This is a genomic window from Absicoccus intestinalis (assembly GCF_033971885.1).
In the GTDB taxonomy this organism is placed as follows: Bacteria; Bacillota_I; Bacilli_A; order Erysipelotrichales; family Erysipelotrichaceae; genus Absicoccus; species Absicoccus intestinalis.
Genome location: NZ_JALBUS010000021.1, coordinates 12,794 through 36,219, shown reverse-complemented (window position 1 = coordinate 36,219; position 23,426 = coordinate 12,794). Strand labels below are relative to the sequence as shown.

The window sequence follows — 23,426 nt, the reverse complement described above, 5'->3', positions numbered from 1 at the left end:
GATGTTCCTGACATCGTTTGTTTCTTTCTCGAAATTGACGTGTTTCTTGGTTTCCTGTTCAGTTTTCAAAGATCGTCACGCTTTCGCGTGCTCAGTTATATTATCAAATCTATCTGCCTTATGCAACTATTTTTTTAAAAAAATTCATGTAAGCGTATTCAAGATTGATAAGCCTCTAAAATCGCATGGAGATCCTCTAAACTTTGCATCTTCGAACAACGATCTTTAAAACCATGAGAATTTGGCAACCCCTTAAAATACCAACTCGCTAAACCACGCATTTCACGTATGGCTGCCTTTTCACCTTTATAGGCCGCCAATAAGGTGGCATGTTGCCAACACATATCCATCCGTTGTGCGTAGGTATGCTCTGCTTCTTTTCCATTCACACAATCTTGGATCAAAAAAGGGTTGCCCACGATCCCACGACCAATCATGACAGCATCACAGCCAGTTTGTTTTTGTATATCCCAATAATCTTGCACACTACGCACATCCCCATTGCCAATCACGGGAATCGACACAGCTTCTTTGACGGCTTGAATATATTCCCATTGAGCTTTTCCTTCATACATTTGAGATCGCGTACGCCCATGCAGTGCAATAGCTTGTACCCCCACCGATTCCAATGCTTGGGCAAGAGCTACACAATTGATATGTTCTTGATCAAAACCAATGCGCATTTTCACACTCACAGGTTTATGGACCGCATGCACAAGCGCATCCATCAATTCTTTGGCATAATCGATATCTTTCATCAAATACGCCCCCGCACGAGCTTTTATGACCTTATTGACCGGACACCCCATATTGAAGTCAATGATGTCACAATCCGTTTGTTGGTCTAGATATTTTCCTGCATAGACCACGGATTCGATATCATGACCAAACAATTGAAAACTAACTGGATGTTCGTTTTCATCACAAATGCACATTGCTTCGGTTTTCTTTGAACCATAAAACAATGCCTTATCGCTCACCATTTCATTGCAGACCAAACCCGCACCCAATGCTTTGCTGATTTTACGAAAAGCAATATTGGAAATGCCGGCCATCGGGGCCACTACCACATTATTTTTTAATGTCACATCCCCAATTTTAACTACGTGTGGCATGTTTCATCTCCAAAATATCAACCAATTCTTGTTCACTAAATTGGTAGACTTCATTACAAAAGTTACAAGTCACTTCAGCCCCATGATCTTCATGGATCAGAGCTTCTAGATCGTGATCGGCAATGGTCGATAAAGCCCGTGCCATTCGCGTTTTCGAACAAGGACACCAATATTGGATATCCTGTGTACCAAGGATCTGCACATCCTCAAACATGTCGATGGCCAATTGTTCCAAACTGGAATCATCGTATTCTTGCATGATTTGTGACATTGGTTTTAATCCCTGCAAGACGTGTTCACAAATCGCAATATCCGTTTCGGTGGCATCCGGTAACATTTGAATGATCATAGCTCCACTCGAAATAATATGATGATCCGCACCAACCAATACACCGACATCGACAGCCGTAGGAATTTGCTCACTTAACGTGAAATAATACGCAAAATCCTCACCAATCTCTCCTGACTGTAAAGCAACCGTACCGGTCCAATTTTCTTCCATATGTAGATCTTTTGTGACCGTCAAGGTACCATTCGTACCGACGGCTCCACCAACATCCAAATGGCCATCCTCTTTCTTTTGTGTCGGAACATGTGGATTCGAAACAAAACCACGTACATTCCCATTCGCATAAGCATCCACCATGACTGTACCAATGGGACCATGACCATTGATGGTGATCGTCAACATTTCCTGATCACTTTTCAACATAGAACCCATCATCGTACCTACCGACAAGGTCCTTCCTAAAGCAGCAGATGCACATGGATATAAATCAAAACGATTGCGTGCTTCTTGCACTAGATCCGTTGTTCTTGCGATATAAAGACGTACTCGTCCTTGACATACCAATGCCTTTAATAATTGATCTTTCATATACATATCCCTTCTATAAAAGAAAAGACGCATAAGGCGTCTAATCTTTTCGTTTTGTGAGCTCATTGAACGCATCGTCTATATCTTTTTGATCGATGCCTTTTGGTTCTTCACTATCTTCTTTTTCTGGTTCTGTCTGATCCGGAACCGGAGGTAAAGTTGGCTCTTCTGGCTCTTGATTTGGATCTTTTAATTCTCCAAATTTCATCAAATTCATGATTTCTTCATTGGTCAATGTTTCATGTTCATACAAGTTCTTTGCGATCAGATCCAATAAATCTCGATTTTCCGTTAGGATCTTGCGACATTGTACTTCACATTGATGCACGATACTACGAACTTCTTTATCAATTTCACCAGCAACGCCTTCGGAATAAGATCCACCTTGGGTATAATCACGTCCTAAGAACACATTTCCTTGTGGATCGGCATATTGGATTGGTCCTAAACTCGACATACCATAGACACGAACCATATTTTTTGCCAATTTGGTCAATTGTTCGATATCGTTGACAGCACCGGCACTCACTTCACCAAACACCAATTCTTCGGCCGTACGACCACCCAATAAACCAGTAATTTGGGCTAATAATTCACTCTTACGATGGAAATATTTTTCTTCTTTTGGTGTCATCAAGTTATAACCACCGGCTTCACCACGCGGAATGATCGTTACTTTTTGCACCTTTTCAGCATCTTCTAACTTCAAACCAATGACGGCATGCCCTGCCTCATGATACGCAACCAATTTCTTATCCATTGTATTGTATTTCTTGGATTTCTTTGCTGGACCCATCATGACACGATCGATGGCTTCATCTAGATCATCCATCGTAATTTGATGTTCTTTATTACGAACGGCTAAGATGGCTCCTTCATTTAATACATTGGCAAGATCCGCACCAGAAAAACCAGGACAACGCTGCGCTAAATTATGTAAAGAAACATCCGGCGCTAATTTCTTATTGCGGGCATGTACCTTTAGAATTTCTTCACGACCTTTGATATCTGGTAATGTTACGGTGATACGACGATCAAAACGACCACTACGCAATAATGCAGGGTCTAAGATATCGGGACGGTTTGTAGCAGCAATAACGACTATACCGCTATTATCGGTCATACCATCCATTTCCACCAATAACTGGTTCAATGTTTGTTCACGTTCGTCATTGCCGCCGCCCATACCGGCACCACGCTGACGACCTACCGCATCGATTTCATCAATAAAAATGATACATGGAGCTGCTTTTTGTGCATTCTTGAACATATCACGAACACGACTCGCACCCGTACCGACAAACATTTCCACGAAATCCGAACCAGAAATCGAGAAAAATGGGACATTGGCTTCACCAGCTACGGCTTTGGCCAATAATGTTTTACCGGTTCCAGGTGGCCCCACCATCAAGATGCCCTTTGGAATATGAGCACCCATATCGGTAAATTTCTTGGGTGAACGTAAATAATCAATGACTTCTTTTACTTCTTCTTTTTCTTCTTCACAACCAGCCACATCTTTAAAACGTGTCTTTACATTTTGTTCCATATTGGCCCGTGACTTCGCAAATTCAAACGCCTTATTTTGTGAGCCACCACCGCCCATTCGGCTAAACATGTAGTAGAAGAAGATCGCAACGATCAAAAATGGCAAAAATTGTGCCAATAAATTGACCCATATATCACCAGAATGTGGATCACTGATCGTAATGCTGCCACCATCTTTCGATAATTTCTCTTTTAACCATTGGATATTTTCATCAGTATTCGGAACAATGACACTATATTCTACTGGATCATTCCCTTTTTTGTTGGTGTCATCATACGTACCGGATACTTTGATCACCGTATCATTGATATCCAAGCTCGAATCATCAAATGTTGCATGCTTACTCAATGATTCAAATTGGGTATAATTCATTTGTACGGTATTGCCTTGTACGTTATATGCCAATAAACTGACGATTATACAAATCACAAAAATCGTTGGCAAATAATTAAGCCAATTTCTCTTCATAATGAGCCCCCTTAATCTTCGTAGATTTCTGGTTTCAATACACCAATAAATGGTAAATTTCGATATTTTTGATTATAGTCCAAACCATAACCCACAACGAATTCATCGGGAACCGAAAAACCCACATAATCCGCATTGATATCAAATGTACGACGACTTGGTTTATCCAATAAGGAAACAACTTTTACATCCGTTGCGCCTTTATTTTTGAACATCTTTTTCACAGAAACCAAGGTACGACCGGTATCAATGATATCTTCTACTAAAAGGATCGGACGTCCTTTGGTAGAAAGTGTCATATCCATATCGATACGCACATCCCCAATCGAACGTGTTCCTTCGTAAGAACTGACTTTCATAAAATCAATTTCACAATCAAAAGTAAAATATTTGATCAATTCAGCCATAAAAGGCACACTACCCTTTAATAAACCCACGATAATGGGTACTTGTCCCTTTTTCACATAATCGGCTTCAATCTGTTGCGCTAATTCTTTGCATTTATTTTCTATTTCTGCTTCACTCACTAACACTTTAGCGACATCATCTTGTATCATTTCGCATTCTCCTTAAGTAGAGTATATTGTACCATAAACACATTTGGTTTGGCACTATAATGATTTCGATCACATCCCATTTTTGGCACAAAAATCACTTGTTTCTGACAATTTTCAATGATCAACCAACGTTTTCGAACCAATCGAGGAACTTTACGATCCACAAAAAACCGTGAAACCTTTTTGGTCCCAAATCGCATCTGGATATGATCGCCTGGCTGCACTAAACGAATCGTGATGGGAAAATCAGATGGTGCGATGGTAACAGCCTCCATGGTCGTGCCGGATGTATTCAAGGCAAACCCTTTAAAATCACCATATTTCAATTGATGCAATTGGACGGGTTCAAAGGTTTCTTTTTTCATACAATACAATTGATCTTGCCATCGTTCCAATTCATGATCCCCTAGATCGATCACACAGGGTGCATGCAACTGTTTGACCATATCGTCCAAAAAGCTTTTTGCGTAGTGCTTATTTGTGTGTTCATATAAATACACATCTAAAATGAACCAAGCTTGCGGATCTTCTAACCAATCCAAAGAAGCCAATTGTTGCTTGGCCCATATCCGTTTTTTGGATAACTGTTCATTTTGCTTATGGATTTCTTGCAGCAAGGCTTGTTTTTGCGTAGGGGTATAACCATCCAATACATGATGACGAATAACATTTCGTGTATAATGATCGGTCAAATTGGATTCATCGATGCCATAAGGAACATGGTTTTCATCACAATATTGTTGCAGCTCCGCCTTTGTATAGGACAACAACGGTCGAAGAATACGAAATCCATGTTGATACGAGACCGAAGCCAATCCATAGGTTTGGGGAATGCGATGATGCTGCTTTTGAAAAATATAAGTTTCTAATACATCATCCAACTGATGGGCAATATAAATATCGGTCGTTTCCATTTCTTTCGCATAAGAAAAAAAGAAGTCATAACGAACTTGTCGAGCCCATGCCTGAAAGTTACCATGATGTGTCCATTTGGGCGCTATAGAACGAAATGCCAAATGATATTGATCACAATAAGTTTTCACGATCATCTCATCCCGATTGGCACTTGGACGTTGATGATAATTGACATGGGCGACACAGATCGCATATTCCTTCTTTCGCAATTGATCCAATAAAGCCATACTGTCCGGTCCACCCGAACATGCTACGATAATTTTCATAAGTAGATTTTAAACCCTTCACCCCAATAAAGAAAGATATCAAATCCCACAGATTTTCCACTTACAACATTTCTTTGATCCTTTTATTAATTTCCATAAACAAAGAAGAATCACTATCTAAATGGGCTTTGACATCAATGATGCGAACCGTATTGATCCATTTCGCATCATTCAGATACAAGACCGAAACCTTATTCATTCCTGGTACGCGCCCCAAGCGCATGACATGTTTTTTATGCATGGCATGTCGATACGCCGATTCACTTCCACTGATGGGTACGATCAAAGCTTTATGATGCACGATCGATAAGATCAAACCAAAATGTTGATACCCAATCTCACATAAATAAGCCGATCCATATTCCACAAAACAAATATCGCCAATGCGAATATGTACCCCTAATTCAAGACAACTGGAAATTTGTTTGCGATCACACCAATTGAGTTTTGAAACCAAATACGCATACGCTTCTTGCGAAGACAATGTTTCTAACATTTCTTTTTCGCGTGCTTGCGCTTCTTTCCACAATTCATCCAACTGATCATATCGTTTGGAAACCAACCAATCCTTTGCTTGCATATGCCTATTCAATCAAAGGAAAGTGAAGATATCATGAAGATTCACGAGAAAATTTCAATTTTTTACGAATTTTATCATATAAACTCATTAAAGGATGAAAATGCTCCGAAATCATCGCACTCTTTTCGATAAAGATCTCCACGCCTAACAATAAAAACAACATGACCGCAAAACCGATTTTGGTGTTGAATAAATATACATAGGCACACATTCCAAACAAAGCCGTCAAGCCACACATGATGATGACCGTTTTGGTATGACCAAATTGTGCCATCAATAAATGATGAATATGACTTTTATCCGCCTGCATGAATTTCATTCCTTTGATTGTACGTCGTAAGATTGCACTGAGGGTATCAATGATGGGGATCATCAACAACAACATAGGCAAGGCCAATGTCACAATGGTCGAGCCTTTAAAGCCTAATAAAGAGATGGCAGAAATCATAAAGCCCAAAAATAAAGAGCCACAATCGCCCATAAAAATACTGGCTGGATGTGCATTATAAATCAAAAAGCCACCGGTACTGGCTGCTAAGATAAACGACAACATGGCTACATCCAAACGTCGTTCCATCCATGCCATAGAAGCAATGACAACCAACATGATCACTGACATGCCGCCAGCCAAACCGTCTAGGCCATCGATCAAATTGATGGAATTGGTGATACCTGCCACCCAAATGATGGTAAATACAGTGGAAATAATCGCATTGTTGATTACGATGCCAAAGGGTAAATGGATCACATCGACACTTACACCATTGATGATCAATACGATGGCTGCCACCAATTGAAAAAATAATTTGACAGGTGGCCGAATATCGATCAGATCATCCACCAATCCGGTAAAAAACAGGATGCTTCCACCATAGATGATGCCCATCAAAGCTTGATCGGGATTCATGGTGATAGTGACCGTGATCAAAAAAGCACAATATATCGCGATCCCCCCAATTCGGGAAATGATTCCATGATGGACCGTTCGATTATTTTCTTTCGCATAGGCCTTGGCCCATATCGAATACGTTTTGATCAATGGCGTCAATCCACAGGAAATCAAAAAAGGGATGACGATCATGCTCCAATTCACACTATTTCCACCCTTTCATATTTTCCATAAGATCCATATCCGGGGTTTGCGTAACGATCACAGGATCGTTCAATGCTTGTTCCAAGGTTTGACGAAGTCCAAAACAATACGCCAACCCTCCACTCAATAAGATGCCATTTTTATGAATGCTTTCTTTAAGATCCACAGATACTTTTTCTAAACACTGTTTTGACCACAACATGATTTGATCAATGACACTTTTCATACAAGGCCACAAATCCAAAGCCCGCACTTCGATCAAACCATATTGTCCCTGCGCATTTTTGGCGTTACAACGCAACCGCGCATTTTTACCTTTCCATAATGCTTCACTGGCCGCTTCTTTCAAAGCATGCGCATCCTCGATCGTAATGGAACAACCATATTTCTTTTGAATATCCTGGATGATCGTTTCCTCGATTTGTTTCCCCGCAAAATAGATGGTTTGATGCGTAAATTGTTGTTGATGGGCATAGATACCCATTTCGGTATAGGTATGTCCTGCATGTATGATCATGGTTGGCTCTTCCGTTTGTAGGGCATCCATGACATTCAAAAACGAGATCTTTTGAATGCCAGCCGCTAAGATCTGGGTTTGCCATACATCCAATTGATCATCGGTCGCATCGGTGGGTACGACAACCAGTGCAGAAGGATGCAAAAGACTATGACTAGCACCCAACTGATCCAGGCCAGCTTTCACCAATGGGGTGATCGAAGTATACAATTGACCATGATCAAAAGGGTATTTGATGGTATCTGTATAAGCATGGGAAAGCGCTTCTTTTCCAATTGCGATGATTTGGTCGTCTTTGGTTGCGATACAAGACGGAAACGAAACAGTTTCCTCTTTCACAAAATCAAAGAAACGGCATGTGGTGCCACCAAGATCCATCGCATACCAGTGATCAAACATCTTCATCATCCTCCAAATCCATTATAAATTGTCAATTGTAAGACAGCTTCACTTTCTAAATAAGCCAACACAAAAGACAATAAGAAAAGCAATACCACCGCTTTGCGTGGCTCTTTTACTGAACAAAATTTATCAAATTGCATCCCGCTTAAGGCATAAAAGCTCAAGCCAAAACATAGAATAAATACAAAATATCGTAAAAATGCATATGTCATATCCAACACCTATCCTACCGTCACGATCTTGACAAACGGATATTTTTTTGCCAATTCTTTTTGTGCTAAGACCAAGTTTTCTTTGCTGCCAAATCCCATCATGGTCGATCCAGAACCGGTCATCATGACACAAAGTTCAAAGGTTTCCATTTCTTTTTTAAGATCTTTTAAGGCAGGAACCAATTGAAAAGCAGCTGGCTGCAACGCATTTTCCATATGTTTCACATAAAAGAGTAAGTCTTGATCCACCAAAGCCTTTTCTAAAATATCCAAATTCGGATGTAAGGGCTCCAATAAATGCCATGTCGCAAAAGCTTCTGGAGTGGATACGCCTTGTTCCGGTTTCACCAATAAAATCGGAAATTTCCAATCACAGGCCATCTTGCGTATTTTCTCACCAATGCCTTGGACCCGTGCATATTTGTTCACAACACAAAAAGGCACATCGGCACCAACCAGTTTGCCTAAGGCAATCATTTCCTCAATCGATAATTGGAGACCATCAATATCATTGATGGCTTTTAAGACGGCGGCGGCATTCGCACTCGCTCCCGCAAGACCTGCTTGCATCGGAATATGTTCTTCAATCGAAATGTCATAATCCGATATATCATAACGATCCTTCAAGACTTGGACCATTTTTTTGGTTGCATTATCATCGGGAATCAATCCATTGGTACAAGTGATCCGCGTATGGGATGCTTGGGTGATATCCACAATATTGTATAAGGATACAGGCGCCATGATCATATCCAGATCATGATATCCCTGTTTATTTTTTCCAATCACATCCAGAGCTAGATTCACTTTGGCTGGCGCATATACTTTCATAATTTACCTCATAGAGTCGAATAAAATCTTTCAATGCACATTGTTGTGCGCGTGTGTGTAAGGCAATCCCCGCATTTTCTAAACATGTTTTTGCCAATTCTTTATCGTTTAAGTAACTTTGAAGATTATTATATATCGTTTTTCGTCGTTGTACAAAACATCCTTTTACCATAGAAAGAAAAATGCTTTCATGTGGAAGATGATATCGATGGTGAAAATTAAATTGTAGGACGACCGAATCCACATTGGGACTGGGCCAAAATACATGTCGCGATACATCCATCACTTTATGACAATCGCATTTATATTGCCAAATGACACTCAAGGCATTGTATTCTTTATCCGATGGTTGGGCCATAAAACGTTGACCGACTTCTTTTTGCATCATGACCGTTATGCGTTCAATCGGTTCTTTCGCTTCGAACAATTGAAATAAAATAGGTGTTGTGATGTAGTAGGGCAAATTGGATGCAAAGACAACCGGTTGATCATCCTTACGATATTTTTTGATTTCTTCATCCACATCCACATTTAAAAAATCTTGTAGGATCACATCCAAATGGGGACTATTGATCTCATTGGTCAATATTTCGGGCATACGGGGATCAATTTCATACGCAATCACACGTTGAGCACGAGCACATAACTGTTGGGTCAAAGCGCCAATACCCGGACCAATCTCGATGACGAGTTCCTTCGGATCGGCAATGGCTGCATCGGCAATTTTTTCCACGATGCGTGGTTCAATGATGAAATTTTGACCATATACTTTTTTGGTGAAAACTTGATATTTCTCTTGGATCGCCCTGGTCTTCTTGATGGTCGCAATGGGATCATTCATGTTTCATTATCCTTTCTATTTGCGCTTTGGTCACATGCATCGCATTCAACCGTTTAAAACACGTCTTGCCATTACAAGGACCAATGTGAAAGGCTGCGCAAACCGCATTACGATACGATTGATCCCCCACTAGACCGAGATCAATAAAATCTTGCCAGGCTAAGGTATGCACATCTTCTTCAAAAGTCACACAATGCGAGAGGGCTATCCACAAAGCTTGGCCATTCGCATGTTCGACCCCTACTTTTTTCGGGGTCTTTGCCTGATCTTTGGGGATAAACGCATTTTTACATCCAGGCACTTGTTCATTGATCCAACGTCGAATATGCTCTCCCGGTGAATCGGGATCCGTAAAAATAATCACGCCGCGTACTTTTTGCGCTTCTTTGATCCGATCGATCGTTGTTGATACGATTTGATCTCCACCTGTTTCAATGGTATCGCATTCAAAATAAGATTGCAGAGTATTTGTATCATTTTTTCCTTCGACGACAATGATTTCACGAATTTTCTTCATAACTAAATCCATATCCCTTCACTTCTTGCACATCATTGACGATGATAAACGCATGTGGATCGATATGTAAAACGGCTTGTTCCAATTTTGGATATTGTTTCTGGTTGATCACACACATCAAAACGGGTCGTTGGCTTCCCGTATATCCGCCCTGTCCTTTGAGGATCGTTACGCCACGATCGACTTCTTCCAACAAAACTTCGTTGATATCTTGCCAAAAATCGGAAATGATCATCACATTTTTTGCAGCTTGTGATCGCAACGTCATCGTTTTATTGATTGCAGCCCCAGAAATATAAACAGACATGATCCCAATCAAGGCAGGCACCAAGCCATAGGTATAGATGCCTAAGGCCACCGTCGCAATATCCACGATCATCACTGCATCACCACTCGATAATTGGGTATATTTGTGCAAGATCAATGCGGGTACATCCATCCCTCCGGTACTGGCTTCGACCCGAAAGACCAAGCCCAGGCCAACCCCCAACAAGACACCGGAATAGATGGAAGCTAAATAAGCGGGCATGATGAAAGTTGATCGAGGCAAGGTATCTGCATACTTACTCAACAAAATAATAAAAATCGGATAACAGATCGTGGAGATCAAGGAACGCATCGCAAATCGCTTCCCTAAAAAGATGGCACCTACGATATATAGACCAATCGTAAGGGCATTGGTCATCCATACCGTATCAATATGAAGCAATGGTTTTAAGGCAACAGCCACACCGGCTGTACCACCATTTAAAATATTGTTTGGCAAAATAAAAAAAGTCGTACCACAAGCGACCAAGAAATTCCCAATCAGAATATACATGATCATCTTTCCTTGTTTCACATCTGTCATCCCCTTCCTATGTGTTTAGATTATATCATTGTTTTATGGTATTCTAAAGTTAAGGCGGTGATTTCATGACACCTCATAATCAAGCGAAGAAAGATGAAATTGCGAAAATTGTGCTTATGCCCGGTGATCCATTGCGGGCCAAATATATCGCAACGCATTATTTAACAGATATCCATTGTTTCAATACGGTGCGAAATATGCTGGGATATACCGGTCTTTATCAAGGACAAACCCTTTCCATCATGGGGTCTGGCATGGGTATGCCTAGCATTGGCATTTATTCCTATGAACTCTATACGCAATATGATGTTGATACGATCATTCGGATTGGTTCTTGTGGCGCTTTGATTCCTTCATTGGATCTATTTGATGTCATCCTGGCTGATTCTGCTTGGTCACGATCGACCTATGCCCAACAACAATCCCACGATGCGAATCGCATTCAATATCCAACCCTAGAAATAAACCAAGCCCTCAAAAAGGCCGCAAACGAACAAAATCAATGGTTACATCCTTGTCGTTTCCATTCCAGTGATGTTTTTTATTATGAGGCCGGTATCGATTCTGGTGCATTGGCAAACCAATGTGCAGTGGTAGAAATGGAAAGTTTTGCCCTCTTTCACAATGCGAAAGTAACCGGTAAAAAAGCAGCTTGTCTATGTACTGTATCGGATTCTTTGGTTACCCATCAAGAAACAACGGCCCAACAACGCGAAACGGCATTCGATACCATGGCACAAATTGCTTTAGGAGGAAGTCTATATGTATGATGTATGTATCATTGGTGCAGGACCAGGTGGTATCTTTTCTGCCTATGAATTGATCAAATATCGTCCCCATTGGAAAATTGCACTCTTTGAAACCGGAGGTCCTTTAAACCAGAGAAAATGTCCCATCGATGGCGACAAGATCAAATCGTGTGTGCACTGTCCGGTTTGTTCCATCATGTCAGGATTTGGCGGGGCTGGCGCCTTTAGTGATGGCAAATACAATATCACCAATGAATTTGGTGGCAATTTATACGAATACATTGGAAAAGAAAAAGCCATTGAATTGATGGACTATGTCGATCAAATCAATTGTACTTATGGCGGTGATAAAACCAAGCTGTATGATAACTTTGATACCGTTCTTGCCAAAAAATGTCTTCAAAATAACTTGCATCTTTTAAAAGCTAAAGTTCGACATCTGGGTACGGATATCAACTATATCGTTTTAGAAAATTTATACAAACAATTGAAGGACAAAGTCGAATTTCATTTTTATGAACATGTCACACGAGTGGATCATCTCGAATCGGGCTATCAAATTGAAACATCCAAAGGCATCTATGAAGGATCTCGATGTATCATTTCAACCGGTCGGTCAGGTAGTAAGTGGATGGAATCCATTTGTTCCCATTTGGACATCGAAACTAGAAGCAATCGCGTGGATATTGGCGTTCGCGTAGAACTCAATGCCGATACCTTCAGTGAATTGACGGATAATTTATATGAATCGAAGATTGTCTATCGTTCAAAAACCTACCAAGATCGGGTACGTACGTTCTGTATGAATCCCCATGGTGTGGTGGTCAATGAAAACACCAATGGCATTGTCACGGTCAACGGACATAGTTACACCGATCCCAAGCGATTTACGGAAAATACCAATTTCGCGTTATTGGTATCCAATCATTTTACGCAACCGTTTCATCAAAGCAATCAATATGGTGAAAACATTGCGAAACTTTCCAATATGCTGGGTGGTGGAGTCATCGTGCAACGATTTGGTGATCTGATTCGTGGTCAGAGAAGTACCCCTGATCGCATCCAAGCTGGTTTTGTTCGTCCGACCCTCAAAGCAACGCCTGGCGATCTTTCATTGGTCATTCCGAAACGCCAATTGGATGATATCATTGAAATGATCTATGCCTTAGATAAAGTCTGTCCATCAACAGCAAGTGATGATACTTTATTATATGGTGTTGAAGTTAAATTCTATAATATGCAAGTAACGGTAGATAAACATTTGGAAACCTGTCATAAAGGATTGTATGTGATTGGCGATTGCAGTGGTGTCACACATTCTTTATCCCATGCATCGGCTTCCGGTGTTTATGTCGCCCATGATATTTTAGAACAGGAGTCCTAACTCCTGTTTTTTGAAAGGAGAATGTTTCATGCACTTCCCTGAAAAAGGAACCATCATCGCCCCTGCCTCCATGCATTTGGCTTTGTATGCACAAATTGGAAATCACATCGGCCTACAAGTCTTAAGTCTACAAACCTTTGTACGATCCTTTTTGCGTGAGCCGCAACCAACCGATATTGAATATATCTATCAAATCAAAGAACACCTTCAAGAACTAGACTCGAGCAATCCTTTTTATGCGAGTCGAAAGGATCCTGAATTTTTAAAACAAGTGTTTCAATTCCTCCAACAAGCACATTGGTATGGAGTGGATACCTTTCCTTGTGAAACATCCAAAGAAAAAGCTCTTTTTGAAATCATTCAACGCTGTCAAGATATCCATTTTCCCACCATTGAAATCCCACAATTGCACAATGTGTACATTCTTCGTAGAGAATATCCGGATTTCTATTGGATCGATGTGCTATTGGATCATGGCGCACAATGGATCGAATCACAAGATCAACCAGAAACCCATTATGTGACCATGGCAACCAATCGGAAACAAGCACAATGGATCTGCGAAGAAATCATTCATCAAAAGTATGATGCCAATGATGTATATATTGCGGTAAACGACGCAAAAGATCAAGCCGTTCTGATCCAAATGTTAGAAACGTATCGGCTTCCTTATACGTTATCCAAAGTGTCCAATCCTTCTTTGATTCCAGCTCAATGGCTGGCTTGTCTGGATCATGCCAAACACCAAGATAGGAATACCTTGTGTCATTTGATCCAAGTTTGTTTTCCGAAAGAAAAAGACGTATTGGATTGGTATGCATTGGGATACCAAGGAGAGGATCTTTATGAAGCCAATGAATTTGTCGATCCGTATACCTATGCCCATTATCAACATGTAAAAGCCAAAGCCCAACAATTTGAACAAGACCATGACCTCCATTTTTCGATACATGACTTCGAAAAAATGGCTACCTTGATTCAATCGTTGCATGCACCTACGCAAGAAAACATCAATATTTTCAATGCCATCCAAGAATTGATCCTTGCCTCTTATGACAAGATCCACACCATCGATGATCTGGATATTTTGTATCATGCCATTCAAAATGTAGGAAATGATCAAAAGTCCACTTCTTTAGAAGGTGTTTGGATTGGACCTCGACAAGATATCAGTCCGTTACGAAAAATCACATTCTTCCTAAATGTGCACAGTAAGACATTTCCAGCTTTGCGTCAAGAAAGTGGCATTTTTAATGAAGATTATGTATCAAAAACCAATTGGCCAAGTCTAGCGTATCGATTGGATACCCAAAAAGAAAGGATACGAAAAGGATTGGATCAACCGGACATCTTGTATATTTCCTATCCTCAAACAGACTATCAATCGAAGGCGTATGAGCCCAGTGTCGAAATCAATGACTGGTTAGGAACGGCCACGTTTATCGATGTGTTGGAACCCAGTCATTTTGAAAGACCCGTCCACACGTTATCGAAAACAATGGCGGAAACTTTATTTGTCAAAAATGGGAAAGTACGTGGTTCGGTATCGAGTTTTGAGACTTTTGTGAATTGTCCTTTTCGTTACTTTTTACAATATGGTTTGTATGTAAAAGAGGCCAAAGATTGGACAGATATCCGGGTTCGTGGTTCTTTGCTTCATAAAATATTAGAAGAAGCCATTCGTACCTATGGAAAAGACTACATTCATCAAGATCTAGATGCTCTTGTGGACGATCAATTCGAATGGATCACAAAACATTTCCCTGCCAAACAACATTGGATCCAAAACCAAAAAAATGAAGTCAAGTGGCAACTTCACAATTTACTACAACGATTACGACCTTTTGAAGAACAATGGCATATGGAGCCACAAGAAATCGAACATGAATTTTATTTGGATACCGATACCTATGCGATCCATGGCTTTATTGATCGCGTCGATGGAACCAAAGGCGCCTTTGTGATCTTTGACTATAAAACCGCTCAAAAAGAAATCACCATGAAAAACTTTACGAAAGGTCTTTCTTTACAATTGCCAACCTATGCGATCGAAAGAGAAGCAGAAACGCATCAAGTACCCATTGGTATCTTTTATGTTTCACTCACATCGCCCATGGAAACGCAAGTAGGTGTCAAGCTTAATTATCAACGAAAAAAAGACAATTATGATCTTTCTTCTTTGTCATCGGCCCAAGAGGAATATTTCAAAAAAGGAAGGATCCAAGGTTGGGTCTTTGATCAACAAGATCTAACTTTATATGATGATTCCCATTGGTTTCAATGTAAAACCAAAATTCCTTCTTTTGTGGACATCAAGACCATGTGGGAAGAAATCATCACCTCGATCGTGCAAGATATTCGTTCAGGAACCATTGCGCCAGAGGCCTCCAAAGAAGCTTGCACCTATTGTCCGTATCGTTCGATTTGTCGGACATCTTCACAGATCGTGGAAAAACCCGATCGCATCAAGGAGGAGTAAGTATGCCATTTACGAAAGCGCAACAACAAGCCATCCAATTGCGTGGATCCAATATTCTCGTTTCAGCCAGTGCAGGAAGTGGAAAAACCAGTGTGTTGGTTGAGCGTTTGTGTCAATTGGTCACAAAAGATCATATTTCTATCAATCATATCTTGGCCATGACTTTTACCAATGATGCAGCCAGTGAAATGAAAGAACGTCTTCGTCAGGAATTATTAAAACAAGAACAGACGGCTTATATTCGTGATCAATTGGCTTTATTAGAAACCGCCCAAATTTGTACGATCGATAGTTTTTGTTTATCCCTCGTTCAAAATTATTATTATCAAATTCCCATTTCGTTAAAAATGGCCAATTCGATTGCGAGTGATGCCCAAAAAAAACATGCCTTCGATCAAGCGTTCCAACAGGCCAAAGAAACACTGTCCATGCCGCATTTGAATGACTATATTTGGGTCATGCATATCAAAGATAACGATCTTCAAAAAGCATTGGACACAGCCATATCGATGGCTTGGGCCAAGCCAGATCCGATCCAATGGTTTACGGATATCAAAGAAAATCGCATGAAACCACAGATTGAATCGTGGTTCATGACCTATTTTCATCAACATATCCAGGCGATGATCGAAATATGTGATTCTGCTTTAGATTGTGATGATCGCTTAATAGAAAAGAAAGAAGCGTTGGCCGCTTTATTGCCTATGGATTATGAATCCATGCGTTCTCATTTTTTAGCTTATTTTGCGAAATATGGGTATTTTCGTTATTCAAAGAAAATGACCCATACTTCAAAAGATGAATTTGATCGCTATAAAAAAGCACTGGTTTTTCATGAAAAAGCCATTGCACAATATTTATTTGATTCGTATGATCTCGATACCCAAGCTGTTGTTTTAGAGTTTTGTGATCTGGCACAGGCTACGCAACAAGAATATGCCAAGATCAAAAAGCAATTGGAGATCATTGACTTTTCAGATATGGAAACGTTTGCGCATCAGCTATTAGAAAATCCCTTGATCCAAGAAGAAGTCTGTAAACAATATGACATGATCTTAGTGGATGAATTTCAAGATACCAATGATCTGCAAGAAAGCATCATTCATTTGATCGAACGTGGAAATAATGTCTTCCGCGTAGGGGATGTCAAACAATCCATTTATGGATTCCGTCAAGCTCGTCCAGAAATTATGAAGAGTCATATGAAAGCAAAAGAGGATACCTTGATCATTATGGATCAGAATTTTCGTTCCAATGCCAATATCATTGCTTTCAATAATGATTTTTATGAAAAGATCATGAATGGGCCGTTACTAGGCAATCAATTTGAACAGGCAGATATTGCGCATCCTGGCGCATCTTATCAAGGGGAAAACACCCAATATCCGATTCGTTTTCTATATACCACAAACGAAGAAGATAGTGAAAATCGACAGGCTTATACACAAAATCGATTGGATATCTTGGCCCACGATATTTTAAAACAGCACGAAAAAGGACGTCCTTATCGCGATATTTGTATCCTTACACGTGATAATGATCCACAAGAAGAAATCAAAAATGTGTTGGAAACCTATGATATTCCGGTTTATACCAATTTAAAATCGGGTTTCTATCAGGTGGCTGCCATTCAAATTGTGCTTGCGACCTTATCCGCTATCTATGATCCGATGGACGATATTTCCTTTACGGCTTCTTTATTGAGTCCCATTGGCTGTGTGACTTGTGAACAATTGGCAACAAGTTGCCATGATAAAGGTAGAAATGAAAGTATCTTTCTACATATCAAAGATCAGGCCTTTATGCAGGATTGGTTGTCATTATATACACAATCGCATGATACCCCAACGGAATGGCTACAAGCTATTTATCAATTTCATGATTTCTATATGAAACATACAACCTCGTTAGAAAAGACCAATTTAGATGCATTATTAGAAAAGTCTTGTGAATTTGAAACGCTTTCGACCTTTATCGAATCCATCCAAAAAGATCAAAAAAACGATCGTGTAGGACCAGCTAGTGCGTTTTCCAAACAAGATGATGTCGTCCAGATCAAGACCATGCATGCATCCAAAGGACTTCAATTTCCGGTCGTTTATATTTTGTCCAAACATGGTTCGAATCATTCAATCAGTCCTGCTTTTTTGATGGATGCCGATTTGGGTGTGGCATGTTTTGGTCAAGATGGCCAGACCAAAAAAGTGACAAGATCCTATCTGGCCATAAAAACGAAACAAAAACAAGAATCTCTTCAAGAAGAAATGCGTGTTTTCTATGTTGCGACCACCCGTGCCCAACAAGAATTGATTTTTGTCGATCACATCAAAGAGACAACCTCCTTTTCGGGACCGCTCACAAGTAGTGTCCTGCTTCAAGATCAGAGTTATACAGGATGGCTATTCCATACCTATTTTGAAGATGTCCATTCACCAATTGTCTTTACCAAGTGCAATTTATGGGTCCGTCCAGAAAAAAAAGATCCTGTCTCCCGACCAAGAACATGGAAAACATATACGAAGTCTTCTACGCCTATTCAAAGTCGTACGGCTTCACAAGCCAAACGCGTATTGGCTTGGCAACCCCTGGAATTGGTTCCGAAACAAAATACCCTACGTGGTACGTTATTTCATGAAATCATGCAGTGTCCATTTCCTTATCAAACTAAGGATATGGTTCAAGTTGCCAAAAAGTATGGATATACTTTATCGCCTACGGATATCCAACAACTACAAACGATCAATGCGAACAAGCTCTATCAACAATGGATGCAAAAAAAACATGAGTTTGAATGCAGCTATATCGTCAAAGATAACAACCAAATCATCAATGGTTTCATGGACTTGGTCGTATGGGAAGAAGATCAATTGATCATTGTGGATTATAAGACCGATACGGCTACGGCTGACGAATTGATTGAAAAATACCACAAACAATTGGAAACCTATAAAAAAGCGATGACGATCCTTGATCCTTCTAAACCCATCCAAACGTATATTTATTCGTTTCATTTAGGGAGAATGCTTCCAATCTAATTTGCGTAAAGATTCCCTTTATAATACAATATACCGGTATAAAGGAGAGAAATTTATGGAAAAACTTTTCAAATTGAGTGAAAAGAATACGAATGTCAAAACTGAGATTCTTGCTGGTCTAACGACTTTCTTGGCAATGGCATATATTCTTGGGGTCAATCCGGCTATCTTGCATGATGCAGGCATGGATATCAATGCGGTCTTCTTAGCAACGGCTCTTGCTTCTGGTATCACAACCTTGATCATGGGTTTATTGGCAAACTATCCTGTTGCGTTATCGGCTGGTATGGGTGTCAATGCCTTATTTGCGTATACGATTTGTGGTGCTATGGGATATTCATGGCAAGCGGCTTTAGCAGCTGTCTTGATTTCTGGTGTGATCTTCCTTGTGATTTCGGTTACAGGAATTCGTAAAAAGATCATTGATGCCATTCCCATGCAGTTAAAATTTGCGATTGGTGCTGGTATTGGTTTCTTTGTGGCCTTTGTTGGTTTAAAAAATGCTGGTATCATCGTAGCCAATCAATCAACTTATGTAGCTTTAGGCAACTTTAGTGAACCAACCGTCCTATTAGCTTTATTTGGTATCATCATCACTATTGCGCTTGTTGCCAAAAAAGTACCAGCCGGTGTTTTTGTGGGTATGGTCATTACCGCTATTATTGGCATCATCTTAGGTGCCATGGGTATTAAAGGGATGCCATCTTTACCGGATCATGCTTTTACTACAACTTTTGAAATGAGTACATTCGGGGCTTGTTTTAGTGGTTTTGGAGAATTATTCAAAAATCCATTATCGGCTTTTGTGATCATCTTCTCCTTCTTATTTGTGGATTTCTTTGATACTGCTGGAACCTTGATTTCCGTCGGAAACGAAGTAGGTCTAGTGACTCCAGATGGTGAATTGATTGATGCCGAAAAAGCTTTGTTTACCGATGCATTTGGTACTTGTTTAGGTGCCGTTTTTGGTACTTCGACGATCACAAGTTTTGTGGAATCGACTTCTGGTGTTGGTGTTGGTGGTCGTACGGGACTTACAGCTTGTACCACAGGAGTACTATTCTTATTATCTATCTTTATTTCCCCCATTATCTTAAGTGCTGTCACCAATGCGGTCACTGCACCCGCTTTGGTTGTCGTTGGTATCTTGATGGCAAGTCAATTAGGTGGTATCGATTGGGATAACATCATCTTTACTTGTGCTGGATTTATCACGATTCTGTTTATGATCTTATCGTATTCGATTTCCAACGGTATTGCGATGGGATTCATTTCTTATACCGTGGCTATGGTTGCATGTGGTAAGGCCAAAGAAGTTCATCCAACCGTTTGGGTATTATTAGTAATCTTTGTCATCTATTTTGCCACACCAAACTTTATGTAAAAGAAACGGCTTGGAAAATTTCCAAGCCGCTTTTTTTATGCACTTTCTTCCGATAAATCTACTTTTTTCTCATTTAAATATTGATCCATAAAAGCTCCCTTGATGGATTCCACACCCATTTTATAGTCATACCAATGGGCCAACAACTTTACGGCTTCTTCTAAAGATACCGTTGAGGTATTGATCATCAAATCATAATTGGCCGGTTGTCCCCATTTTTGATTGGTATAAAATTCATAAAATCCAGATCGCTTTTGATCTTGCAGATCCACAAATTTATCCACTTTCTTAAAAGGAACGCCATAGGCATTCATGGCCACTTTGATTCGGGTATCCCGATCACTGTAACAGAAGACACGAATCACATTGGGATGGTCTCTTAAAATATAATCCGCACATCGACCAACAATAACGGCTGATTCTCTTTGTGCAATGCCTTGGATCAATTCACAAGATTTTTCATACAATTCCGAATTGACCGAAATTTCTGCCATGGTCGATAATGTAAATGTACGTTTGGATAGACGAAAGAATCCTGCATCATTCAAATTGTTCTCTTCAAAAAAGGAAGGATCGATCTTCATATCGTTCGCAATTTGTGCCATCAATTCTTTATTATAGTATCCAATATCTAGATATTCAGCTAATACGCGTCCGATTTCTCGACCATTGGTTCCAAATTGTCGAGAAATGGTGATCATTACATGTTTATCATTCATATTCTTATTTTATAATTCATGTATGATATAATTCAACCATGAAAAACATCATATTTTTAGATTTAGATGCCACTTTATGGCTCAATGAACAAATTCCCCTTTCTGCATCGAGTGCTATTTTTCAAGCCAAACACAATGGCCATAAGATTTTTGTGAATACCGGTCGTACCAAAGGCGAAGCTATTGTACCATTATTGCCATTAAAATTAGATGGCTATTGTTTCTCGGCCGGCAGTGAAATCTATATTGGCGACAAAACCTTGATCTTTGATCCCTTACAACCAAAAGATGCGAAGTCGATGACACAATTTTTATTGAATCATCATGTGGGTGTATCTTTGGAAGGTTCGGAAAAAACCTATTTGGATGCCATCAATAAGGCGATTTTTTTACAACGGATCCAAGTTCATCCACAAGCACAAGCCATCCAACGTTTTTTAGCCATGCCAAGCATCGACCAAGTTCGTGAAGAAGATTATGCTCAATTCACAAAATTGTATCTATGCAACCCTCATGCAGTAAGTGTATCCATCATTCAACAAGCGCTCACCCCCAATTGTGAATTAACGATGTTTGGTCTCGATACGGGCGAGATCACCAATATTCATCACAATAAAGGAACGGCTATCCAGGATGTCAAAAACTATTACGGAAATGCCTATCGAACGATTGCGTTTGGTGATAGTGAAAATGATCTAACCATGTTTGAAGCAGCAGATATAGCCATTGCGATGGGCAATGCCAAACCAGAAATCCAAAAAAAAGCAGACTATGTCACAAAAGATATTCGTAAACATGGTCTGTATCATGCATTTAAATATTTTGATTTGATATAATTATGCTTGTTCTGCTTGTACATCCGCATATTTTCTGCGTGATGGATCCAGATTATCCACATAATAGCGAACGGTCAATGTACCCGCAATTTTTGTACGTATCTTTGGTTCAACAATGAAACTATCGCCTTCTAACATGGCATCTAACATCGCTTTGCAGCAAGGTGTCAAATTTTTTACCTTTGGTTCACTTTCATCGTTGAACTCTTTGGCATTAATTTCAATATATAGCCACATTTTATCGTGTGCTTCTTGTTTCATTTCTTGTAGTCGTTGGGCATATTGCTCTTGCGTCCACTTTGTCTTCTTTGTTGCCATACTTCACATTCCTTTCTTATGTTATATCTTAGTCAAACATTTAAGAAATTTCAAGTTTTTACCAAGCTAAGACTTCAATTCCATGATCGGTGACCAACAAGGTGTTTTCCCATTGTGCACTTAATTTGCCATCGCTTGTATAAGCCGTCCAGCCATTTTTCTTATCTACAAACAAGGTGGCTTTTCCTTGGTTGATCATTGGCTCAATCGTAAAAACCATACCTGGTGCTAAGACCATACCGGTATTTTTGATGCCAAAATGAGTAATATATGGATCTTCATGAAAGCCATTTCCCACGCCATGTCCGCAGAATTCGCGTACAACGGTATAGCCATTTTTATGGGCGTGTTCTTGAATGGCCGCGCCAATATCACCAACATGTCCCCAAGGTCGAACGGCGGCCTTTCCAACTTCTAAACATTCTTTGGTGACTTCCACCAAGCGTTTGGCTTCATCTGAAACCTTACCGACCATATACATACGGGAAGCATCGGCATAATGATCATGGAAAATGGTCGTACAATCCACATTCACGATATCCCCTTCTTTTAAAACGACTTTATCACTTGGGATACCATGACAAATTTCATTATTCACCGAGGTACAAACGCTATTGGGGAAACCTTCATAGCCAAGATCCGCAGGAATGCCTCCATGCTGCGTCGTATAATCATACACAAATTGATCGATTTCTAATGTTGTGATACCTGGTTGAATGCGTTGTTCTAATTCATCCAAAATGCCATTGTTGATCACAGCAGCTTTTTTGATCCAATGGATGTCTTCGGCATTTTTGATCAATAGATGTTCGGGGACAATTTGTCCTTGTAGACGTAATACATTGATGGTATCGTCCCATTTTTCATGACAGTTCTTATATTTTTTATGAGATCCACACCAACAAGGTGCATTTTTATTCATTTTCATATCA

General features: G+C 40.0%; 22 protein-coding genes. 6 read left to right on the top strand and 16 right to left on the bottom strand.

Annotated elements, in window-relative coordinates; all coding sequences use genetic code 11:
• Positions 1–158: 158 nt before the first annotated feature.
• The 13 genes from dusB to MOZ64_RS10420 form a co-directional block, all read right to left on the bottom strand.
• Positions 159–1,115, bottom strand: a complete 957-nt coding sequence (gene dusB / locus MOZ64_RS10480; protein WP_320326503.1) for a tRNA dihydrouridine synthase DusB — start codon at positions 1,113–1,115, stop codon at positions 159–161.
• Positions 1,099–1,992, bottom strand: coding sequence for an Hsp33 family molecular chaperone HslO (gene hslO, locus MOZ64_RS10475; protein ID WP_320326502.1), 894 nt, complete (start codon positions 1,990–1,992; stop codon positions 1,099–1,101). The genes dusB and hslO overlap by 17 nt, the downstream gene beginning before the upstream one ends.
• A 40-nt stretch (positions 1,993–2,032) precedes the next feature.
• The gene (ftsH, locus tag MOZ64_RS10470; RefSeq protein ID WP_320326501.1) at positions 2,033–4,009 is read right to left on the bottom strand and encodes an ATP-dependent zinc metalloprotease FtsH; all 1,977 of its coding nucleotides are present in this window, start codon (positions 4,007–4,009) and stop codon (positions 2,033–2,035) included.
• 11 nt (positions 4,010–4,020) lie between these two features.
• The gene (gene hpt / locus MOZ64_RS10465; RefSeq protein ID WP_441293715.1) at positions 4,021–4,566 is read right to left on the bottom strand and encodes a hypoxanthine phosphoribosyltransferase; all 546 of its coding nucleotides are present in this window, start codon (positions 4,564–4,566) and stop codon (positions 4,021–4,023) included.
• Positions 4,563–5,747 carry a tRNA lysidine(34) synthetase TilS gene (tilS, locus tag MOZ64_RS10460; RefSeq protein WP_320326500.1) on the bottom strand — a complete coding sequence of 395 codons (1,185 nt, stop codon included), beginning with the start codon at positions 5,745–5,747 and terminating at the stop codon, positions 4,563–4,565. The genes hpt and tilS overlap by 4 nt, the downstream gene beginning before the upstream one ends.
• Before the next feature lie 61 nt (positions 5,748–5,808).
• A complete protein-coding gene (locus tag MOZ64_RS10455) occupies positions 5,809–6,327 on the bottom strand; it encodes a hypothetical protein (protein WP_320326499.1) in 519 nt (172 codons plus the stop codon).
• Positions 6,328–6,358: 31 nt separating this feature from the next.
• Positions 6,359–7,420 (bottom strand): MraY family glycosyltransferase, encoded by a 1,062-nt coding sequence (locus tag MOZ64_RS10450; RefSeq protein ID WP_320326498.1) that lies wholly within the window; start codon positions 7,418–7,420, stop codon positions 6,359–6,361.
• A gap of 1 nt (position 7,421) precedes the next feature.
• Positions 7,422–8,336: a rod shape-determining protein gene (locus MOZ64_RS10445; RefSeq protein WP_320326497.1), complete on the bottom strand. Its 915-nt coding sequence runs from the start codon at positions 8,334–8,336 to the stop codon at positions 7,422–7,424.
• Positions 8,337–8,341: 5 nt separating this feature from the next.
• Complete coding sequence (locus MOZ64_RS10440) at positions 8,342–8,551, bottom strand: DUF1146 family protein (protein ID WP_320326496.1); 210 nt, start codon at positions 8,549–8,551, stop codon at positions 8,342–8,344.
• 9 nt (positions 8,552–8,560) lie between these two features.
• Positions 8,561–9,382: a 4-(cytidine 5'-diphospho)-2-C-methyl-D-erythritol kinase gene (ispE, locus tag MOZ64_RS10435; RefSeq protein ID WP_320326495.1), complete on the bottom strand. Its 822-nt coding sequence runs from the start codon at positions 9,380–9,382 to the stop codon at positions 8,561–8,563.
• On the bottom strand, positions 9,324–10,223 hold the full coding sequence (gene rsmA, locus MOZ64_RS10430) for a 16S rRNA (adenine(1518)-N(6)/adenine(1519)-N(6))-dimethyltransferase RsmA (RefSeq protein WP_320326494.1): 900 nt from the start codon (positions 10,221–10,223) through the stop codon (positions 9,324–9,326). The genes ispE and rsmA overlap by 59 nt, the downstream gene beginning before the upstream one ends.
• Entirely contained in the window at positions 10,216–10,740 is a 525-nt protein-coding gene (gene rnmV, locus MOZ64_RS10425; protein WP_320326493.1) for a ribonuclease M5, read from the bottom strand. The genes rsmA and rnmV overlap by 8 nt, the downstream gene beginning before the upstream one ends.
• Positions 10,724–11,590 (bottom strand): YitT family protein, encoded by an 867-nt coding sequence (locus MOZ64_RS10420; protein WP_320326492.1) that lies wholly within the window; start codon positions 11,588–11,590, stop codon positions 10,724–10,726. Before MOZ64_RS10420 ends, rnmV begins: the two co-directional genes overlap by 17 nt.
• A gap of 65 nt (positions 11,591–11,655) precedes the next feature.
• On the opposite strand from MOZ64_RS10420, the gene deoD reads away from it, so the two are divergent.
• From deoD to MOZ64_RS10395, 5 genes are read left to right on the top strand one after another with little or no spacing between them, the layout of a single operon-like run.
• Positions 11,656–12,360 (top strand): purine-nucleoside phosphorylase, encoded by a 705-nt coding sequence (gene deoD, locus MOZ64_RS10415; RefSeq protein WP_320326491.1) that lies wholly within the window; start codon positions 11,656–11,658, stop codon positions 12,358–12,360.
• On the top strand, positions 12,353–13,723 hold the full coding sequence (locus MOZ64_RS10410) for an NAD(P)/FAD-dependent oxidoreductase (protein ID WP_320326490.1): 1,371 nt from the start codon (positions 12,353–12,355) through the stop codon (positions 13,721–13,723). The genes deoD and MOZ64_RS10410 overlap by 8 nt, the downstream gene beginning before the upstream one ends.
• A gap of 28 nt (positions 13,724–13,751) precedes the next feature.
• Positions 13,752–16,202, top strand: a complete 2,451-nt coding sequence (locus tag MOZ64_RS10405; RefSeq protein WP_320326489.1) for a PD-(D/E)XK nuclease family protein — start codon at positions 13,752–13,754, stop codon at positions 16,200–16,202.
• A 2-nt stretch (positions 16,203–16,204) separates the two neighbouring features.
• Positions 16,205–19,237: a UvrD-helicase domain-containing protein gene (locus MOZ64_RS10400; protein WP_320326488.1), complete on the top strand. Its 3,033-nt coding sequence runs from the start codon at positions 16,205–16,207 to the stop codon at positions 19,235–19,237.
• Between the two features lie 55 nt (positions 19,238–19,292).
• Entirely contained in the window at positions 19,293–20,621 is a 1,329-nt protein-coding gene (locus tag MOZ64_RS10395; RefSeq protein WP_320326487.1) for an NCS2 family permease, read from the top strand.
• Between the two features lie 35 nt (positions 20,622–20,656).
• Here MOZ64_RS10395 and MOZ64_RS10390 read toward each other — a convergent pair whose 3' ends face one another.
• Positions 20,657–21,340, bottom strand: coding sequence for a cytidylate kinase-like family protein (locus tag MOZ64_RS10390; RefSeq protein ID WP_320326486.1), 684 nt, complete (start codon positions 21,338–21,340; stop codon positions 20,657–20,659).
• A 38-nt stretch (positions 21,341–21,378) separates the two neighbouring features.
• Here MOZ64_RS10390 and MOZ64_RS10385 point away from each other — a divergent pair, with 38 nt between their 5' ends.
• Positions 21,379–22,176, top strand: a complete 798-nt coding sequence (locus MOZ64_RS10385; RefSeq protein ID WP_320326485.1) for an HAD-IIB family hydrolase — start codon at positions 21,379–21,381, stop codon at positions 22,174–22,176.
• On the opposite strand, the gene MOZ64_RS10380 is transcribed toward MOZ64_RS10385, so the two are convergent.
• Together MOZ64_RS10380 and MOZ64_RS10375 are read right to left on the bottom strand one after the other, a co-directional pair.
• On the bottom strand, positions 22,177–22,494 hold the full coding sequence (locus MOZ64_RS10380; protein ID WP_320326484.1) for a hypothetical protein: 318 nt from the start codon (positions 22,492–22,494) through the stop codon (positions 22,177–22,179).
• A 58-nt stretch (positions 22,495–22,552) separates the two neighbouring features.
• Positions 22,553–23,422, bottom strand: coding sequence for a methionyl aminopeptidase (locus MOZ64_RS10375; RefSeq protein ID WP_320326483.1), 870 nt, complete (start codon positions 23,420–23,422; stop codon positions 22,553–22,555).
• Positions 23,423–23,426 lie beyond the last annotated feature (4 nt).

Coding starts and splice junctions, on each gene's coding strand:
- dusB (WP_320326503.1), bottom strand. CDS start 1,115: ATGCCACACGTAGTTAAAATTGGGGATGTGACATTAAAAAATAATGTG.
- hslO (WP_320326502.1), bottom strand. CDS start 1,992: ATGAAAGATCAATTATTAAAGGCATTGGTATGTCAAGGACGAGTACGT.
- ftsH (WP_320326501.1), bottom strand. CDS start 4,009: ATGAAGAGAAATTGGCTTAATTATTTGCCAACGATTTTTGTGATTTGT.
- hpt (WP_441293715.1), bottom strand. CDS start 4,566: ATGATACAAGATGATGTCGCTAAAGTGTTAGTGAGTGAAGCAGAAATA.
- tilS (WP_320326500.1), bottom strand. CDS start 5,747: ATGAAAATTATCGTAGCATGTTCGGGTGGACCGGACAGTATGGCTTTA.
- MOZ64_RS10455 (WP_320326499.1), bottom strand. CDS start 6,327: ATGCAAGCAAAGGATTGGTTGGTTTCCAAACGATATGATCAGTTGGAT.
- MOZ64_RS10445 (WP_320326497.1), bottom strand. CDS start 8,336: ATGTTTGATCACTGGTATGCGATGGATCTTGGTGGCACCACATGCCGT.
- MOZ64_RS10440 (WP_320326496.1), bottom strand. CDS start 8,551: ATGACATATGCATTTTTACGATATTTTGTATTTATTCTATGTTTTGGC.
- ispE (WP_320326495.1), bottom strand. CDS start 9,382: ATGAAAGTATATGCGCCAGCCAAAGTGAATCTAGCTCTGGATGTGATT.
- rsmA (WP_320326494.1), bottom strand. CDS start 10,223: ATGAATGATCCCATTGCGACCATCAAGAAGACCAGGGCGATCCAAGAG.
- rnmV (WP_320326493.1), bottom strand. CDS start 10,740: ATGAAGAAAATTCGTGAAATCATTGTCGTCGAAGGAAAAAATGATACA.
- MOZ64_RS10420 (WP_320326492.1), bottom strand. CDS start 11,590: ATGACAGATGTGAAACAAGGAAAGATGATCATGTATATTCTGATTGGG.
- deoD (WP_320326491.1), top strand. CDS start 11,656: ATGACACCTCATAATCAAGCGAAGAAAGATGAAATTGCGAAAATTGTG.
- MOZ64_RS10410 (WP_320326490.1), top strand. CDS start 12,353: ATGTATGATGTATGTATCATTGGTGCAGGACCAGGTGGTATCTTTTCT.
- MOZ64_RS10405 (WP_320326489.1), top strand. CDS start 13,752: ATGCACTTCCCTGAAAAAGGAACCATCATCGCCCCTGCCTCCATGCAT.
- MOZ64_RS10400 (WP_320326488.1), top strand. CDS start 16,205: ATGCCATTTACGAAAGCGCAACAACAAGCCATCCAATTGCGTGGATCC.
- MOZ64_RS10395 (WP_320326487.1), top strand. CDS start 19,293: ATGGAAAAACTTTTCAAATTGAGTGAAAAGAATACGAATGTCAAAACT.
- MOZ64_RS10390 (WP_320326486.1), bottom strand. CDS start 21,340: ATGAATGATAAACATGTAATGATCACCATTTCTCGACAATTTGGAACC.
- MOZ64_RS10385 (WP_320326485.1), top strand. CDS start 21,379: ATGAAAAACATCATATTTTTAGATTTAGATGCCACTTTATGGCTCAAT.
- MOZ64_RS10380 (WP_320326484.1), bottom strand. CDS start 22,494: ATGGCAACAAAGAAGACAAAGTGGACGCAAGAGCAATATGCCCAACGA.
- MOZ64_RS10375 (WP_320326483.1), bottom strand. CDS start 23,422: ATGAAAATGAATAAAAATGCACCTTGTTGGTGTGGATCTCATAAAAAA.